This is a genomic window from Paeniglutamicibacter quisquiliarum (assembly GCF_019084045.1).
Lineage (GTDB): Bacteria > Actinomycetota > Actinomycetes > Actinomycetales > Micrococcaceae > Paeniglutamicibacter > Paeniglutamicibacter quisquiliarum.
The window spans coordinates 1-15,551 of sequence record NZ_JAHRED010000002.1 but is presented as its reverse complement, the minus strand read 5'-3'; the positions used below and the strand labels follow the sequence as shown (position 1 = coordinate 15,551).

Genomic DNA, 15,551 nt, shown 5'->3' with positions numbered 1-15,551 from the left:
GAGGACATCATGGGCGTGTCAATGAAGGAAGTGCTCGAGGTCCTCGAGCCCGACGAACCGAGCTATCCCAAGGCCGCGGCATTGGGGCCGGAAAGCCTGCCCCACCTGCGAACGCTGGTGGGGGGAAACGACCCGATGCTGGCGGCAAAGGCAGCCTATGCCGCAAGCCTCCTCGAGGGAGGTGCGGGACGCGACGTGGTCGCCGCGGCAGCACATAGCGACACGGCGAGCGTACGGGTCGCCGCCGCCGCGGCGGCCGGAAACCTGCCGACGGACTCCGCCGCGCCGGTCCTCATGGACCTGGTGGACGACAATGACGCGGGGGTGCGGAAGGTGGCGCTGTCGGCGGTGCCCCAGGATGCCCCGCGCCAGCTGACCGAGAAGGCTGCCGCCCGCTCCAGCGAGGAGGCCGGGGGCGGGCCGAACGCCGCACCGCGGGATTTGGGGCTTGGCGGCGGCTCAATGCCCGGCGAGCACCATGACGCACCGGCAGCAGGGGCGCCGGCACCGGGGCTGATGCCCGGCGAGAAGCCCGGGCCACCGGCCAACGGCGAACAGGGCCAGGGCCTGATGCCCGGCGAGACCGGATAAGGACCTTCCGCCCCCACGGGCGAGAGAACCGGGCCGCCGCACCATTCCGGCGGTCCGACGGAACCGAAGCAAAGGAGACCCCCGATGGGCGGAAAGATTGACAGGCCCGCCTGCACCGTCAAGCCACGGACCCCCCGGACCTTGCCGCCCGGATTGCCCGAAGAGCGCTCACGCCTCATACGGCTCTTTGCCACCGCATGGGTCAACGGCACGGTGTTGCATTACTGGTTCCTGAACGGCCCCGCCGCCCAGCTTCAGGCCGTCAGGGATTCCTTCACCGAATGGAAGTCGCTGGCCATCGGCCTGGAGTTCGTCGAGGTGCCCGACAGCGGCGAGGCCGAGATCCGCATCGGCTTCGACCAGGCCGATGGCTCATGGTCGTATGTCGGCCGCGATGTCCTGGGAATCCCCACCACGCAGGCGACCATGAATTTCGGCTGGGACCTGACGACCGAGTATGGACGCACCACCGCGTTGCACGAAATCGGGCACACCCTGGGCATGCCCCATGAGCACCAGAACCCCTTTGCGGGGATCGTCTGGGACGAGCAGAAGGTTTATGACTACTTCACCGGCGCCCCAAACAACTGGACCCGGCAACAGGCCTTTTCAAACGTCCTGCGCAAGATCGACTCCAACGATGTTGAGGGATCCAATTGGGACCCCGATTCGGTGATGGAGTACTGGTTCCCGGCAGGGTTGATCGTCGAGCCTGCCAAGTACAAGAACGGGCTCGAACCGCCCGGCGGGCTCTCGGCCGCCGACAAGGAGTGGGCGCTGCGCTTCTACCCGACGCTCAAGACAACCGTTCCGGCGCTGAATCCCTTCGTTTCGGTTCCGCTGTCCCTTGGCCCCGGTGACCAGGCGGATTTCAGCATCGTGCCGGGCGAGACCCGGCGGTACGAATTGGGAACCTTTGGCACGGCCGACACCGTCCTGGTCCTGTTCGAGGAGGTCGACGGGCAGCTGCGCCAGCTGGCTGCCGACGACGACAGCGGCACCAATCTCAACTCGAAGATCGAGGTCAAGCTCTTCAAGGACAGAAAGTACGTGGCACGCGTCCGGCTTTACTGGGCGGGGGCTTCGGGGCAAAGCGCGATCATGCTCTGGTAGTCGACAGACCGGTGCAGGGGCCAACCGCCACCTAGGCGGGCGTACAAAAGGACCACCCGTTCCATTGCTGGAACGGGTGGTCCTTTTCGCGTTACTTCAGGTGGATCGGTGATCCATCAAAAGTGTGTGGCTTAGGCGCCGGCAAGCTTCTCGCGCAGTGCTGCGAGGGCCTCGTCGGATGCCAGGGTGCCTGCCTCGGTTGCCGGAGCATCCGAGGAGTAGCTGCTGGAAGCGGACTCGGCCGGAGCCGATTCTGCTGCAGCGTCGTCGGCAAGGTGCTGTGCAACCTGCTTCTTGTGGGCTTCCCAGCGGGTCTGGGCGTCAGCGTACTGCTGCTCCCAAGCCGAACGCTGGGTCTCGAAGCCTTCGAGCCACTCGTTGGTCTCCGGGTCGAAGCCCTCCGGGTACTTGTAGTTGCCCTCTTCGTCGTACTCTGCGGCCATGCCGTAGAGTGCCGGATCGAATTCGGTGCCTTCGGGATCGACGCCCTCGTTGGCCTGCTTGAGGGACAGCGAGATGCGGCGACGCTCGAGGTCGATGTCGATGACCTTGACGAACAGCTCGTCGCCAACGGAGACGACCTGCTCTGCAAGCTCCACGTGGCGCACGGCCAGCTCGGAGATGTGCACGAGGCCTTCGATTCCGTCTTCGACGCGCACGAATGCACCGAACGGAACAAGCTTGGTGACCTTACCCGGAACAACCTGCCCGAGGGCGTGGGTGCGGGCGAAGGTCTGCCACGGATCTTCCTGGGTGGCCTTGAGCGAGAGCGAAACACGCTCGCGGTCCAGGTCGACCTCGAGAACCTCGACGGTGACTTCCTGGCCAACTTCGACAACCTCGGACGGGTGGTCGATGTGCTTCCAGGACAGCTCGGAAACGTGGACGAGGCCGTCTACGCCGCCAAGGTCCACGAATGCACCGAAGTTGACGATGGAGGAAACGACGCCGGGACGAACCTGGCCCTTTTCCAGCTTGTTGAGGAACGTGGAGCGCACCTCGGACTGGGTCTGCTCGAGCCATGCACGGCGGGACAGCACAACGTTGTTGCGGTTCTTGTCCAGCTCGATGATCTTGGCTTCGATTTCCTGGCCGATGTACGGAGCCAGATCGCGCACACGGCGCATTTCGACAAGCGATGCCGGCAGGAAGCCGCGCAGGCCGATGTCGAGGATAAGGCCGCCCTTGACCACCTCGATGACGGTGCCGGTGACGACGCCGTCCTCTTCCTTGATCTTCTCGATGTCGCCCCAAGCACGCTCGTACTGAGCGCGCTTCTTGGACAGGATCAAACGACCTTCCTTGTCCTCCTTGGTGAGGACGAGGGCCTCGACGTTGTCGCCGACGGCGACAACGTCGCCCGGGTCAACATCGTGCTTGATGGAAAGTTCGCGGGAAGGGATGACACCTTCGGTCTTGTAACCGATGTCGAGCAGAACTTCGTCGCGGTCAACCTTGACGACGATGCCTTCGACGAGGTCGCCATCGTTGAAGTACTTGATGGTGGCGTCGACGGCAGCGAGGAAGTCTTCAGCAGAGCCAATGTCGTTGATTGCAACGACCGGGGCACTGGTCTTCTCGTTGGAGGTGATGGTCATGTAGTAGGGACTCCGATGTGGATAGTCTGTGTGAGTCGGTCAGCCGGAAGCCCCGGCATATTCCGAATTTAGATTGGGTGCGGGCACGGCAATAGCCGAAACACGCCCCCTTAGTCTATTCCTCCATGCCCGCAGGGTCAAAACGGGAACCGCCTCGGTTGTCAAGCCGGGCCGGGGTCCTCGGCAGGCCTAGAAATCGGCCTGGCAATACGGAACGGTGGCGGTGGCGAAGAGGGAGTCGAGGATCCGCACGGCCCCGGGGTCGTGGACCTCAAGCACGCCGGCCCCCGCCAGGTGCGCGGCACTGAAGCCGCCGAGATACAGCGAGCCGAGATCGCGGACATCGAGGCCCGCCGCGGGTTCGACGCCCTCCGGGGCCCGGCGCACGCTGGCCGCGGAATCCTCGACCGCCAGCTCCCAGGTTCCCTCCGCCATGCCCAGCGAGTCGCGGATGCGCAGCACGATCCTCCCGTCGCCGGCGTAGGTGCGCGCGGTCAGCGCCGTTTCAAGGTCCAGGATGCGCAGCCACAGGTGGTCGCCGAGGGCGGTGGCCTTGTACGCCCTGGCGTTCTCCAGCGCGGTGGGCAGCACGTCGTCCACCGGGCCGCGGCCGGTGATCTTCTCCACCAGGTCGTGGGCGCCCAGGTAGGCGATCAGCTCGCGCCGCGCGGCACCGCCCACCGTGCACATCTGGCCGATCTCCATGGTGGGCGGCTCCACCTTCCACCCGGAAAACAGGTAGCTCATGAATCCGTCGGGCTTGCCCTGCGCATCCAGGTGCAGGGCGGCGCGCAGGTTGGGCACCGGCTTGAGCGAGTCGTAGTCGGCCCATTCGCCCGCGGCCTGTCCCACGTCGAACCGGGTGGCGCTGATGGAACCGAGCGTGCGGGCATGCGCCGCGGCAAAGATCGCGGGGGCATATTTCTTCAGCTCGGCCGGTGCAACGGCGACGACGCTCCCCTCGGCGCGGCCGCGCAGGGGCACGCCCTGGTCGGTCTTGAGCTTGAACCGGGCCCGCTGCGTGGCCCGGCCGAACCCGAAACGTCCGTAGATGGTGGCCTCCGAGGCCGTCAATGCGGCGAACACGGCACCCGACTCGCGGGCCCTTTCGAGGTCAGGGGTGATCATCCGGCGCAGCAGGCCGCGGCGGCGGTGCGTGGGGCTGACGGTGACCGAGGTGATCTGGTGCACCGGCATCAGGTTTCCGCCGCCGATATTCAGCGTTCCGGGGAAGGCCGCGTAGGTGGCGACGGGGGCATCGGCGTGCAGGGAGGGCTGCACGGCCGCCTCGTCGTAGACGGCGGTGAACACCGTGTTGTCCGAGATTTCCAGCCCCGCCAGCACCCCCAGGTCGTCGGCGTCCAGCTGCGATTCGTGGAATCCGCGGCTGACGGCCCTCAGGAAGTCGAGGGTTGCGGCGGCCGGGACTCCGTCGATGAGCTCGGGTTCGAATCGTTCAACGCGGATCGCGGAGTTGTCGCTCATGCTCGTGGGCTGCCTTCCGGGGTTGGGGGGGGGACGTGGTGGCGGATCGTTCCTAGAAGCCGTTGATGGCGTGTGGCACGCCGGGCAGGTCCAGCAGGGCGGCAAGCGTGGCCGCCGGGGCGGCCCCGGAGGTTTCCAGCACTCCGGCGGAGACCAGCTCCCCGACCCCGCAGGCGCCCAGCAGCAGCGGACCCAGGGCGGGTGCGCCGCAGCAGAGGTCGGCCGGCGCGTCGCCGGCCACCGGCGTGACGGTTGCCCGGCCGTCGCGGATCTCGAACGCGTAGCTGCCGGCGACCAGGGACTGCGGGTCGGAAACGCGCAGCGTGAAGTTCCCCGATCCGCGGTACTCCCGGGCGGCGAAGGCCGCGGGGACATCGAGCACGCGCACCCACAGGCCGTGCTGGCGCCCGCTGTAGCTGATCCTCGCGGGGTCTTCCAGCGCCCAGCCCAGCGGGTCGTTTGCCGCGGCGTAGGGGTGGCTGACCCGCTCGATGAGGTCGATGCGGGACAGGAAGCGGAACAGCTCGCGCCGGGCAGGATCGCCGGTGGCCACGAGGTCGCGGACGTTGAGTGTGAGGGGCTTGGCGTCCCAGCCGTCGAAGGCGTAGGTCACGTAGCCCTGGATCTCCCCCGCGTCGTCCCGGTACACGGCGGCGCGCAGCTTCGGATCGGGGTCCGGGCCCTCTTGGCCCCAGCGCCCGGTGGCGTGGCGGAGGTAGGCCTCCTGGCGGCCGACCGAGCCGCGGCGGGAAGCGTGGAAGGCCTCGAACACGCGGGGCGCGATTCCCGCCAGTGCCGACGGGGCGACCTGGACCACCGAACCGACGGGGGCAGCGTGGAAGCCCACCTCCCCGCGGACGTCCAGGTGCAGGGTCTGCTGCTCGGTGACCCGGCCGAAGCCGAACCGGCCGTAGATCGTCGCCTCGGACGCGGTCAGTGCCGCGACGGGGAATCCCGCGGCCTTGGCCCGGGCAAGGTCCCCGGTCATCAGCCGGCGCAGGATGCCGCGGCGCCGGTGCGTGGGGCGCACCGTGACCAGGGTGACCAGGTGCGCGGGAACCAGGCCCGCCCCGATGTTCAGCGTCTTGGCGAAGCTGGCGTAGGTGGCCACCGGCAGCAGCGGGTCCACCAGGTCGGCGGGCAGGGAGTCGTCGTAGACCCCGGTGAGCACCCGCGCATCGATCTCGTGGGCTTGCAGCATTTGCTCCAGCTGGTCCGCCGTGGCGGGCTGCTGGTGGAACCCCTCCCAGCCGGTGTTCAGCCATGCGGCATACCCGCCGGACGCGGCGCCGGTGTCGGCGTCGCGGGCCAGCGGGACCTCCTCGGTGCGCAGCGGCCGGTCGAACATTAGTGCCCGGCGTCCTGCCAGGACGTGCCGATGCCCACGTGCACGTCGAGGGGCACCTTGAGCTCGGCGGCGGCGCCCATCTTCTCCCGCACGATCCTTTCCACGGTTTCCAGCTCGCCGGCGGCGACCTCGAGGACGAGTTCGTCATGGACCTGCAACAGCATGCGGGACTTCAGGCCGGCCTCGGCCATGCCCTCCTCGACCCCGAGCATCGCGCGCTTGATGATGTCCGCGGCCGAGCCCTGGATCGGGGCGTTCAGCGCGGCGCGCTCGGCGATGTCGCGCAGCTGGCGGTTGTCGCTGGCAAGCTCCGGCAGGTAGCGGCGGCGCCCGAAAATGGTCTCCGTGTAGCCGTCCTTGCGTGCCTGGTCAACCACGGCGCGCAGGTAGTCGCGCACCGCCCCGAAGCGGGCGAAGTAGTCCTTCATCAGCGTGCGGGCCTCGTCGACGGAGATCTTTAGCTGCTTGGACAGGCCGAAGGAGCTCAGCCCGTAGGCCAGGCCGTAGCTCATGGCCTTGACCTTGGAGCGCATCTCGGAGGTGACCTCCGCCGGCTCGACGCCAAAGACGTGGGAGCCGACGAAGCGGTGCAGGTCCTCGCCGTCCTGGTAGGCCTGGATCAGGCCCTCGTCCTCGGAGAGGTGCGCCATGATGCGCATTTCGATCTGCGAGTAGTCGGCGGTCAGCAGGGTCTCGTAGCCCTCGCCGACGACGAAGACCTCGCGGATGCGCCTGCCTTCCTCGGAGCGCACCGGGATGTTCTGCAGGTTCGGGTTCAGCGAGGACAGCCGCCCGGTGGCGGCGACGGTCTGCGCGTAGGTGGTGTGGATGCGGCCGTCGGAAGCCACGGCCTTGCGCAGGCCCTCGACGGTCTGGCGCAGCTTGGTGGCGTCGCGGTAGGCCATCAGCGCCACCAGGAACGGGTGCCCGGTCTTGACCAGCAGGTCCTGCAGGGACTCGGCGTCGGTGGTGAAGCCGGTCTTGATCTTCTTGGTCTTGGGCAGGTCGAGTTCCTCGAAGAGCACCACCTGCAGCTGCTTGGGGCTGGAGAGGTTGACCTCGTGGCCGATGGCCGCATAGGCCTCTTCGGTGGCCTGGTTGATGGTCGCGGTGAAGTCTTCGTAGAGGCCGTCGAGCTTGGCGGAGTCGATGCAGATGCCTGCCATTTCCATGCGGGCCAGGACCAGCGAGAGCGGCATTTCCAGGTCCTTGAGCAGGTTCTCTCCCCCGCGCTCGACCAGCATGCCCGCCAAATGCAGGCTCAGGGAGCGCACCACGTGGGCGGCGCGGACCGCCGGGGTTGCCAGGTCCGGGCCCTCGAAGTCCAGGGCCAACTGGCCATTGGCCTGCGCCTTGGAATCATCCAGCGCGATCCGCAGGTGCTGCTGGGCGATGTCGGGCAACTCGTGGCTGCGGCGGTCCGGCTGGATCAGGTATGCGGTGATCATGGTGTCGTCCACGACCCCGGCCAGCTCCAGCCCCCGGTTCTTCAGCAGCTTGTAGGTGCCCTTGAAGTCATGCACCGCCTTGGAATGGCTCACCGAGGAGAGCACCTTGGCCAGTGCACCCTCGGTTTCCCCGTCGATTTCCTCGAGCGAGACGAACGCGGTGGCATCGTTCGAGGCGAACGCCAGCCCCGCCACGTCGGTGCCGCCGACGGTGGACGCGTGCAGGCCCAGCAGCTGCCCGCCGTGGGCGGCGAACCACGCCTCGAGTGCGGCGGCATCGCCGAGCAGCTCGTGGGCGGGGATCTCCGCCTCCTCGGCGGCGTCCTGCGGATCGTCGCCAAAGAGGTCGAAGAGGCGCTTGCGCAGGGTGTTGAACTGCAGTGCGTCGAACAGCTCCTCGATGGCCTCGCGGTTCGGGCGGTCCAGGACCATCGCCTCGAAGGCCACCGGCAGCTCAAGGTCGCGCAGCAGGTGGTTCAGGCGGCGGTTGCGGGTGACGTTGTCCACATGCTCGCGCAGCGAGTCGCCGACCTTGCCCTTGATGGCATCGATGTTCTCCAGGATGCCCGGCAGGCCACCATAGAGGTTGATCCACTTGGCCGCGGTCTTCGGGCCGACCCCGGGAACACCCGGGAGGTTGTCGGCGGTCTCGCCGACCAGCGCCGCAAGGTCCGAGTATTGTTCGGGTCGCACGAAGTACTTGGCCTCGACCGCGTCGCCGTCCATGGGCGGAATGTCGGAGATGCCCTTCTTGGGGTAGAGCACCAGGGTCTTCTCGGTGATCATCTGGAAGGCGTCGCGGTCCCCGGAGACCACCAGGACCTCGAAGCCCGCCGCCTCGCCCTTGGCGGCCAGGGTGGCGAGGATGTCGTCGGCCTCGTAGCCGTCCATGGAAATGGACGGGATGTTCATGGCTTCCATGACCTTGCGGATCAGGTCGATCTGGCCGTGGAATTCCTCGGGCGTCTTGTTGCGCCCGCCCTTGTACTCGGTGTATTCCAGTGAGCGGAACGTGGGGGTGTCAAGGTCGAAGGCAACCGCCACGTGGGTGGGCTTCTGCTGCCGAATCATGGTCAGCAGCATCGACACGAATCCGTGCACGGCGTTGGTGTACTGGCCGGTGTCGGTTGAAAAGTTTTCCGCCGGCAAGGCGTAGAAGGCACGGAAGGCCATGGAGTGCCCGTCAATGACGAGCAGGCGCTGGGGATCGGTTGCCACAAGTTTGGTTGATTCGCTCACAGGTGCCAGCCTAGTTGGCATGGGCAATAATTTCACTGAAGACAACGCGTCGGCACTCGAGACATCTGGCACCTTTGCCTCCAACGGGGCGAACCGGGGCAATCCCTTTGCCCGGCAACTCTCCGAGCACGGGGTTCCGGAGGCAATGTGGCCGATGCTGGCAAGCCACGGCGTCGGGCCGCTGGTGGAGAAGCTGGGGATCCATTTTTCGGAAATCACGCGTGACCGCGTGGTCGCCACCATGCCCGTCGAAGGCAACCAACAGGTCGCCGGCATCCTGCACGGTGGCGCATCGGTGGCGTTGGCCGAGACGCTGGGATCCTTTGCCGCTGCAGTGCACGGGAAGGGCGCGAAGAAGCCGGTCGGCGTGGATATTTCCGCCACGCACCACCGCGCCGGGGTCAGCGGGCTGGTGACCGGCGTGTGCACGCCGATCCATCTGGGCCGCACCTTGACCACCCATGAAATCGTCATCAGCGACGAGGCCGGCCGGCGCCTGTGCACCTCGCGCATCACCAACATGCTGCTGGATGGCTAATCCCCCGGAGCGGAATGCCCCTGAACGCATTCTCTGCCACGGTGTCACCGGAAGCGGAAAATCCACGCTCGCGCGGGACCTTGGCCGCATCCTGCAGATACCGGTGCACTATGTGGACGAGGAGATCGGGTGGCTGCCCGGCTGGGTGCAGCGCGACCCGGAGGAGCAGAAGGCCCTTGCACTGGAGGCCGCCGCCGCCCCTCGGTGGATCTTTGATTCGGCTTATGGCCACTATCGACAGGACATCATTGAGCGCTGCGATCTCATCGTCTGTCTTGACTACCCGCGCGCCGTCTCGTTGTTTCGGCTTCTGCTGCGCACCGCGACACGAATCAGGCACCGCGAACCGGTGTGCAATGGCAACTTTGAGACCTGGGGAAGGGTCCTGGACCGCGACTCCATCGTGCTCTGGCACTTCAAGACCTTCGGTGCGAAGCGCCGGAACATGCGTGAGCTGGTAGACGCACTGGGGCCCGAGCGCGTCAGGCGTTTTTCCAGCCCCCGGGAAACCGAACGGTGGCTCGCGGGGTTGGAGGCGCATCGGCGCGCGCCGGGTTCCTAGTATTCGCGGCTCTGCCCGGGGGCCTTCTTCACCGCGTAGCGGGTCTCCCGGATCCCGCCGGGATATTCGCGTGTGTATGTCGGGTTGAGCCTTGCGGTTCCGCGCATGGCAAAGAGCGGCCGCCCGCCACCGAGCAGGACCGGCATGGAATAGAGCAGAACCTCGTCGAGCAGTCCCTCGTCCACGAACTGCCCGGCCAGCGAGCCGCCGCCCACGACCCAGACGTCCTTGCCGTTGGCGCTGCGGGCGATGTCCCCCGCCCATTCGGTCACGTCCCCCCGGACGAAGGTCAGATCCGCTCCCGGGAAGGCGGCGAGTTCTCGGTGCGCGAAGACCCAGACCGGCAGCCCCTGGTAGGGCCATTCCTCGCGTATCTCATTGAGCATCCAGGAATAGGTGTCCGCCCCCATGGCGATTGCACCGATTTCCGCCATGAACGCATCGTAGCTTTCGGTTTGGCCGGCGAAGCCGTCAAAGTCCATGAGCCAGTCGAGTCGCTCGTTTTCATCGGCAATGTAGCCATCTGCCGAGGCTGCCACGTAATACCTAAATTGCGTCATGGTGCCCATCCTAACCACGCAGGCGCCGCCGTCGAAGGCATTCGCCACGGGGTTTTTCCCGGCCGACGGACGGTGCCGACGGGCGTTAACGCCATTCGCCCGCCCGGATCCTTGGATCCGGGCGGGCGAATTCGCAGTCGTGTTGTTGCTCAGGCGCCGAGGATTCTTTCGCTGAGCGACGGCACGATGAGAATGATGCCGAAGATGACCACGATGCCGCACAGCGCGAAGCAGCCGTAGGCCGCAAGCCTGGCCGGCATTGCCGAGCGCTTGGCATCCTCACCAACGGCAAGCATGCGCACGCCCAGGGAGTATGCACCGACGATGAAAAGTGCGGAGACCCAGGTGGTCACGGCGACGATCAGGAATGCATCCCACTGAATTGTCATTACTTGACCTCCTGCTCGGCCTTGGCGCGCTCCATCTTGCGGCGCTGCTTCTTGCTGGGGATGTTCACTGCGGCCCCGGAGACATCCACATCACTGATCGCGTTGTTGTGGCCCACGAGTTCACGGCGCGAGAGCACCCAGATCACCAGCAGGGAGCCAACTCCCAGAATGGTCACGATGACCAGTCCGCCGGTGCCGAAGTGGGCAAGTGCTGCGGCTGCTGCGCCGATGATCCCCGCGGCCGGAAGCGTAAAGAGCCAGCCCAGGGCGATGCGGCCCGCGGTTCCCCAGCGGACCTCCGCTCCCTTGCGGCCCAGTCCGGAACCGATCACCGATCCGGAGGCGACCTGCGTCGTCGACAGGGCGAAGCCCAGGTGCGAGGAAGCCAGGATGGCGGCGGCGGTGGACGTTTCGGCGGCGAAGCCCTGGGCGGGCTTGACGTCGGTCAGGCCCGAGCCCATGGTGCGGATGATGCGCCAGCCGCCCATGTAGGTTCCCAGCGCTATGGCCAGGGCACAGGAGGCGATGACCCAGAAGTGGGGGCCGGTGCCGGAATCCTGCAGTCCCGAGGCGACCAGGGTCAGGGTGATGACGCCCATGGTCTTCTGTGCGTCGTTGGTGCCGTGGGCCAGTGCCACGAGCGAGGATGAGAAGATCTGTCCGTAACGGAATCCGCCGCGCTTCGGGGATGCCAGGCCTGACTGGCGCTTGGTCACGGAGTAGGCGAGCTTCGTGCAAAGATATGCCGAGGTTCCCGCGATCACGGGAGCCACGAGTGCCGGAAGCAGCACCTTGGACATCAGCACGTTGTAGTCGATGGCACCGAATCCGGCGCCCACGATCGCGGCGCCGATGAGCCCGCCGAAGAGGGCGTGCGAGGAGCTGGACGGCAGGCCCAGCAGCCAGGTGATCATGTTCCAGACGACGGCGCCCATCAGGCCGGCGAAGATCATGGCCGGCATGATCTGCACACCGGTTTCCCCGCCTTCCTTGATGATGCCGCCGGAAATGGTCTTGGCGACCTCTGCCGAGAGGAAGGCACCAACGAGGTTCAGGACCGCGGCCAGCGCGACTGCGGTCTTCGGCTTGATGGCACCGGTGGCGATGGGCGTGGCCATCGCGTTTGCTGTGTCATGGAAGCCATTGGTGAAATCAAAGAACAGGGCAAGTGCAATGACCAGGACGACGATAAGCGTCAGATCCATGTATAAACCAATCGTGGGATTGCGGGCGAGGGCCGAGTCGCGCTGGTTGCTCCGGATGCCCTCATTGTTTACCCAATGTTGGGGTTCCGTTCACCTAAGTCGCAGATTCATCATATGGCCTGCTCCGAACTAGTCAATTCACGCAGCGTGGATCAACGCCCCTGCTTGCCCCGTGGTCAGGCATGGCGCGGGGACCCGGCCGCAGCGACGTGAGCGACTTCACGCGCGACTTGACCCGGTCGTGCGAGGTGCCGCACCGTTGCGAGCAGCCGGCCGACGGCAATGAACCAGGTGGCTATCCCGGAGTTTCGGGTGCGTGAATCGGCGCGGGGCCGTAAGCTCGTGAAATGGCCAGATTCTTTGACGTTCACCCCGATAACCCGCAGCCACGCGCGATTGCACAAGCCGTTGACCTGATACGCAACGGCGGGCTGATCGCGTACCCCACGGATTCCTGCTACGCGCTGGGCGCCCAGATCGGCAACCACGAGGCGCTGGATCGCATCCGGACCATCCGCCAGGTCGGCGACAAGCACCACTTCACACTCGTCTGCAAGGACTTCGCCCAGTTGGGCCAATACGTGGAGGTCAACAACCAGGTGTTCCGCAACATCAAGGCGGTCACCCCGGGCAGCTACACCTTCATCCTCCCCGCGACCAAGGAGGTGCCGCGGCGCCTGATGCATGCCAAGAAGAAGACGATTGGCGTGCGCATCCCCGACAACCCGGTGGTCCGCGCCCTGCTGGAGGAACTGGGCGAGCCCATGCTCTCCAGCACCTTGTTGCTTCCGGGCGAAGAGGATCCGATGACCCAGGGATGGGAAATCAAGGAGGCCCTTGACCACGTGGTCGAGGGCGTCATCGATTCCGGTGAATGCGGCATCGAACCCACCACGGTCATCGACTATTCCAGCGGCGAGGCAGTCGTTGCCCGCGTCGGCCTGGGCGACCCCTCGCGCTTCGAATAGCACGGGGGCGCCCCTAGATTGGTTCGCCCCGGGTGTCGGTGAGGTTGCACGCCAACTGCCAGAGGTGGCCGTCCGGATCGGTGAAGGTCCCGACATACTGCAGCCGGCCGCTGGTGTGCCCGATCGAGCGGGGCACGAAGCCCTTCCCCTCTGAAGCGGAAACCGCGGCAATAATCTCATCGACCTCGGCGACGGTGGCGATGGCGCAGCTGAGGAAGGCGTCGGTGGCCGGAACCGGGAGCAACGGCGTGCGCTTGGCCTCGCGCGAGTACTTGGTGAACGCCTCGGTCTCGGCCAGGAAAATCGTCATCCCCGGCAGCTCCAGGCAGACCATGCCCATCTCCAGCCTGGCGCTTTCGATTCCCACGACGTCTCGGTAAAAGGCCAGGGAGCGACCGGCATCCGCCACGGCCAGGCTCAGGACAACACCTTGGGTTTTCATCGGGCTTCGGTTTCCTTCCACGGGGTGTACAGGGTCTTGGAACCATTATTCATCGGGGACCGGCCGCGGTGACGTGCCTGATCCCCCACGAACTTTCCCACACTTCGCCCGGCGCCAGCCAGCGCAGGCCCAGCCCGTTGTTGAAGGCGTTCGCCGGCGCGGTCATTGGCTCCATGGCCACGGCGCGCACCGGTCCGGAAGGACCAGGGAATGCCGGGGCGGTGAACACCTGGATGAAACCGTAGTTCGCGTCCATGTGCAATTCCACACGGCTGCCGTCGGGGGCCTCCAGGGAGTGCCTCGTGTTTCCGTCGGGGTCGCGGGACAGTTCGCTCCAGGTGTCGTCCAGCGCGACATCGTTGAGCGGCCGGCCCTGGCGATAGTCGTAGCGCGTCCCGGCCACCGGGTCCTGCCCGCCGGTGGGGATCATGGATCCGTCCACCTCCAGGTGCCGTTCGGCGTTGACCAGCAGTTTCAGGTCCGCCGCCGGAGTATCACCGACCCGCAGGTAGGGGTGGGCGCCGACGGCGACCGGAGCCTTCCGGTCTCCGAGGTTTTCCAGCCGGTGGGTTACCCGCAAGCCGTCCGCCACCAATTCGTAGCGCACGGACGTGGCCAACTCGAAGGGGTACCCCGGCGCCGCGGAAATATCCGCCGCCAGCACCACGCTGCCTTCGGTCCGCCCGACCTCGCGATAGCTGCTGTGCCGCAACAGGCCGTGGATGGCGTTGCCCCGAGCCGGCTCCGTGACCGCGAGCCGTTCCTCCGCGCCCTCATAGGTCCAGGTCCCTCCGGCCACCCGGTTCGGCCATGGCACCAGGACCACTCCGGCAGCGGAGGGCGCGGCGATATTCCCGGGATAGTCATGGACCAGCTCGACTCCGTCAATCACCAGCCTGCGCAGCGACGCCCCGACCTGGTTCACCACCGCGTGCTGGCTGCGTCCGGCGATGGTCCCGGCGAGTACGAATCGTTCACCCATCGGGGAACCCTGCTCTGTCATGAAGGGCCTTTCGTCGCGGCGGTCCACTGTCATGTGGCCTGGATGGAAGCCTGTCCAACCCTCGCCCGTTGTTTCAGGGGGCCCGGAACAAAAGCGGGGTCGCGTGAACCATCGAGTGGTCCGCGCGACCCCGCTGGCGCATGGTTGGAGCAAGTTTCGTGCGTGGTTACTTGACCTGGTCGATGACCGTCTCGGCGACTTCGCGCATGGACAGGCGGCGGTCCATGGAGGTCTTCTGGATCCAGCGGAATGCCTCTGGTTCGGTCAGTCCCATCTTCTCGGTCAGCAGGCTCTTGGCGCGCTCCACAAGCTTGCGGGTCGCGAACTGCTCGGTGAGGTCTCCGACTTCCTTTTCAAGGGCGCGGATCTCCTCGTGCCGGGAAATCGCGATCTCGATGGCGGGGACCAGGTCGGCCGGGGTAAAGGGCTTGACGACGTAGGCCATGGCTCCGGCCTCGCGGGCGCGCTCCACCAGTTCCTTCTGGCTGAAGGCGGTCAACAGGACGACCGGGGCAATGCGCTCCCTGACGATGGTCTCGGCGGCGGTAATGCCGTCCATGACCGGCATCTTGACGTCCATCAGCACCAGGTCGGGCTTGTGTTCCCGGGCCAGCTCGATGGCCTTTTCCCCGTTGTCTGCCTCCGCAACGACCTCGTAGCCCTCTCCGCGCAGGATCTCGACAATGTCCAGGCGAATCAGGGTCTCGTCCTCGGCGACAATGACGCGGCGGGGCGCGCCGGTGTTGGGCTCGGCCTCAATACGGGTTACTTCGGGCAGGTCGCTCATCGTGCTCCTTCAATCCCGGCGTGACCGGGGACATCATCAATACTCGGTTTCGTCGTTAAGCCTATCTGCATGTACAGTGGATAACCGCAAGGACGCGAGGATTTCAGCGCAAAGCTATTATCGGCTACGCTTATTCTCGCTGCTTCCGAATGTGCCCGCCCGAGTGGCGGAATGGTAGACGCGCTGCACTCAAAATGCAGTATCGAAAGGTGTGTGGGTTCGAGTCCCACCTCGGGCACATTTCGGCCCCGATCCCCTGTTTCACAAGGGATCGG

15 protein-coding genes and 1 tRNA gene are annotated in these 15,551 nt (G+C 66.1%); 6 read left to right on the top strand and 10 right to left on the bottom strand.

Annotation, left to right across the window (positions count from 1 at the left end; genetic code table 11):
- The first annotated feature begins 9 nt into the window (after positions 1 to 9).
- Together KRR55_RS03640 and KRR55_RS03635 are read left to right on the top strand one after the other, a co-directional pair.
- Positions 10 to 591 carry a hypothetical protein gene (locus KRR55_RS03640; protein ID WP_217387714.1) on the top strand — a complete coding sequence of 194 codons (582 nt, stop codon included), beginning with the start codon at positions 10 to 12 and terminating at the stop codon, positions 589 to 591.
- An 84-nt stretch (positions 592 to 675) separates the two neighbouring features.
- Positions 676 to 1,704, top strand: a complete 1,029-nt coding sequence (locus KRR55_RS03635) for a matrixin family metalloprotease (protein ID WP_217387713.1) — start codon at positions 676 to 678, stop codon at positions 1,702 to 1,704.
- Positions 1,705 to 1,835: 131 nt separating this feature from the next.
- Here the strand turns inward: KRR55_RS03635 and rpsA are convergent, their stop codons facing one another.
- From rpsA to polA, 4 genes are all read right to left on the bottom strand, one after another.
- A complete protein-coding gene (rpsA, locus tag KRR55_RS03630; RefSeq protein ID WP_217387712.1) occupies positions 1,836 to 3,302 on the bottom strand; it encodes a 30S ribosomal protein S1 in 1,467 nt (488 codons plus the stop codon).
- A 189-nt stretch (positions 3,303 to 3,491) separates the two neighbouring features.
- A complete protein-coding gene (locus tag KRR55_RS03625) occupies positions 3,492 to 4,787 on the bottom strand; it encodes a GNAT family N-acetyltransferase (RefSeq protein ID WP_217387711.1) in 1,296 nt (431 codons plus the stop codon).
- 52 nt (positions 4,788 to 4,839) lie between these two features.
- Positions 4,840 to 6,135, bottom strand: coding sequence for a GNAT family N-acetyltransferase (locus KRR55_RS03620; protein WP_217387710.1), 1,296 nt, complete (start codon positions 6,133 to 6,135; stop codon positions 4,840 to 4,842).
- On the bottom strand, positions 6,135 to 8,756 hold the full coding sequence (gene polA / locus KRR55_RS03615) for a DNA polymerase I (RefSeq protein ID WP_254455864.1): 2,622 nt from the start codon (positions 8,754 to 8,756) through the stop codon (positions 6,135 to 6,137). Before polA ends, KRR55_RS03620 begins: the two co-directional genes overlap by 1 nt.
- Before the next feature lie 85 nt (positions 8,757 to 8,841).
- Between polA and KRR55_RS03610 the strand changes: the two genes are divergently transcribed.
- Both KRR55_RS03610 and KRR55_RS03605 read left to right on the top strand, forming a co-directional pair.
- On the top strand, positions 8,842 to 9,360 hold the full coding sequence (locus tag KRR55_RS03610) for a hotdog fold thioesterase (protein WP_336245027.1): 519 nt from the start codon (positions 8,842 to 8,844) through the stop codon (positions 9,358 to 9,360).
- Complete coding sequence (locus KRR55_RS03605; protein ID WP_217387707.1) at positions 9,353 to 9,922, top strand: P-loop NTPase family protein; 570 nt, start codon at positions 9,353 to 9,355, stop codon at positions 9,920 to 9,922. The genes KRR55_RS03610 and KRR55_RS03605 overlap by 8 nt, the downstream gene beginning before the upstream one ends.
- Here KRR55_RS03605 and KRR55_RS03600 read toward each other — a convergent pair.
- From KRR55_RS03600 to KRR55_RS03590, 3 genes are all read right to left on the bottom strand, one after another.
- On the bottom strand, positions 9,919 to 10,482 hold the full coding sequence (locus KRR55_RS03600) for a dihydrofolate reductase family protein (RefSeq protein WP_217387706.1): 564 nt from the start codon (positions 10,480 to 10,482) through the stop codon (positions 9,919 to 9,921). The two genes, KRR55_RS03605 and KRR55_RS03600, sit on opposite strands and share 4 nt — an antisense overlap.
- A 149-nt stretch (positions 10,483 to 10,631) precedes the next feature.
- The gene (locus tag KRR55_RS03595; protein ID WP_217387705.1) at positions 10,632 to 10,871 is read right to left on the bottom strand and encodes a hypothetical protein; all 240 of its coding nucleotides are present in this window, start codon (positions 10,869 to 10,871) and stop codon (positions 10,632 to 10,634) included.
- A complete protein-coding gene (locus tag KRR55_RS03590; protein ID WP_217387704.1) occupies positions 10,871 to 12,076 on the bottom strand; it encodes an inorganic phosphate transporter in 1,206 nt (401 codons plus the stop codon). The genes KRR55_RS03595 and KRR55_RS03590 overlap by 1 nt, the downstream gene beginning before the upstream one ends.
- 347 nt (positions 12,077 to 12,423) lie before the next feature.
- Here KRR55_RS03590 and KRR55_RS03585 point away from each other — a divergent pair, with 347 nt between their 5' ends.
- Positions 12,424 to 13,044: an L-threonylcarbamoyladenylate synthase gene (locus tag KRR55_RS03585; RefSeq protein WP_217387703.1), complete on the top strand. Its 621-nt coding sequence runs from the start codon at positions 12,424 to 12,426 to the stop codon at positions 13,042 to 13,044.
- A 13-nt stretch (positions 13,045 to 13,057) separates the two neighbouring features.
- Here the strand turns inward: KRR55_RS03585 and KRR55_RS03580 are convergent, their stop codons facing one another.
- The 3 genes from KRR55_RS03580 to KRR55_RS03570 form a co-directional block, all read right to left on the bottom strand.
- Complete coding sequence (locus KRR55_RS03580) at positions 13,058 to 13,486, bottom strand: VOC family protein (RefSeq protein ID WP_217387702.1); 429 nt, start codon at positions 13,484 to 13,486, stop codon at positions 13,058 to 13,060.
- Between the two features lie 49 nt (positions 13,487 to 13,535).
- Complete coding sequence (locus KRR55_RS03575) at positions 13,536 to 14,468, bottom strand: aldose 1-epimerase family protein (RefSeq protein ID WP_217387701.1); 933 nt, start codon at positions 14,466 to 14,468, stop codon at positions 13,536 to 13,538.
- 187 nt (positions 14,469 to 14,655) lie between these two features.
- The gene (locus KRR55_RS03570; RefSeq protein WP_217387700.1) at positions 14,656 to 15,276 is read right to left on the bottom strand and encodes an ANTAR domain-containing response regulator; all 621 of its coding nucleotides are present in this window, start codon (positions 15,274 to 15,276) and stop codon (positions 14,656 to 14,658) included.
- Between the two features lie 157 nt (positions 15,277 to 15,433).
- Between KRR55_RS03570 and KRR55_RS03565 the strand changes: the two genes are divergently transcribed.
- Positions 15,434 to 15,514, top strand: a tRNA-Leu gene (locus tag KRR55_RS03565).
- Positions 15,515 to 15,551: the final 37 nt, after the last annotated feature.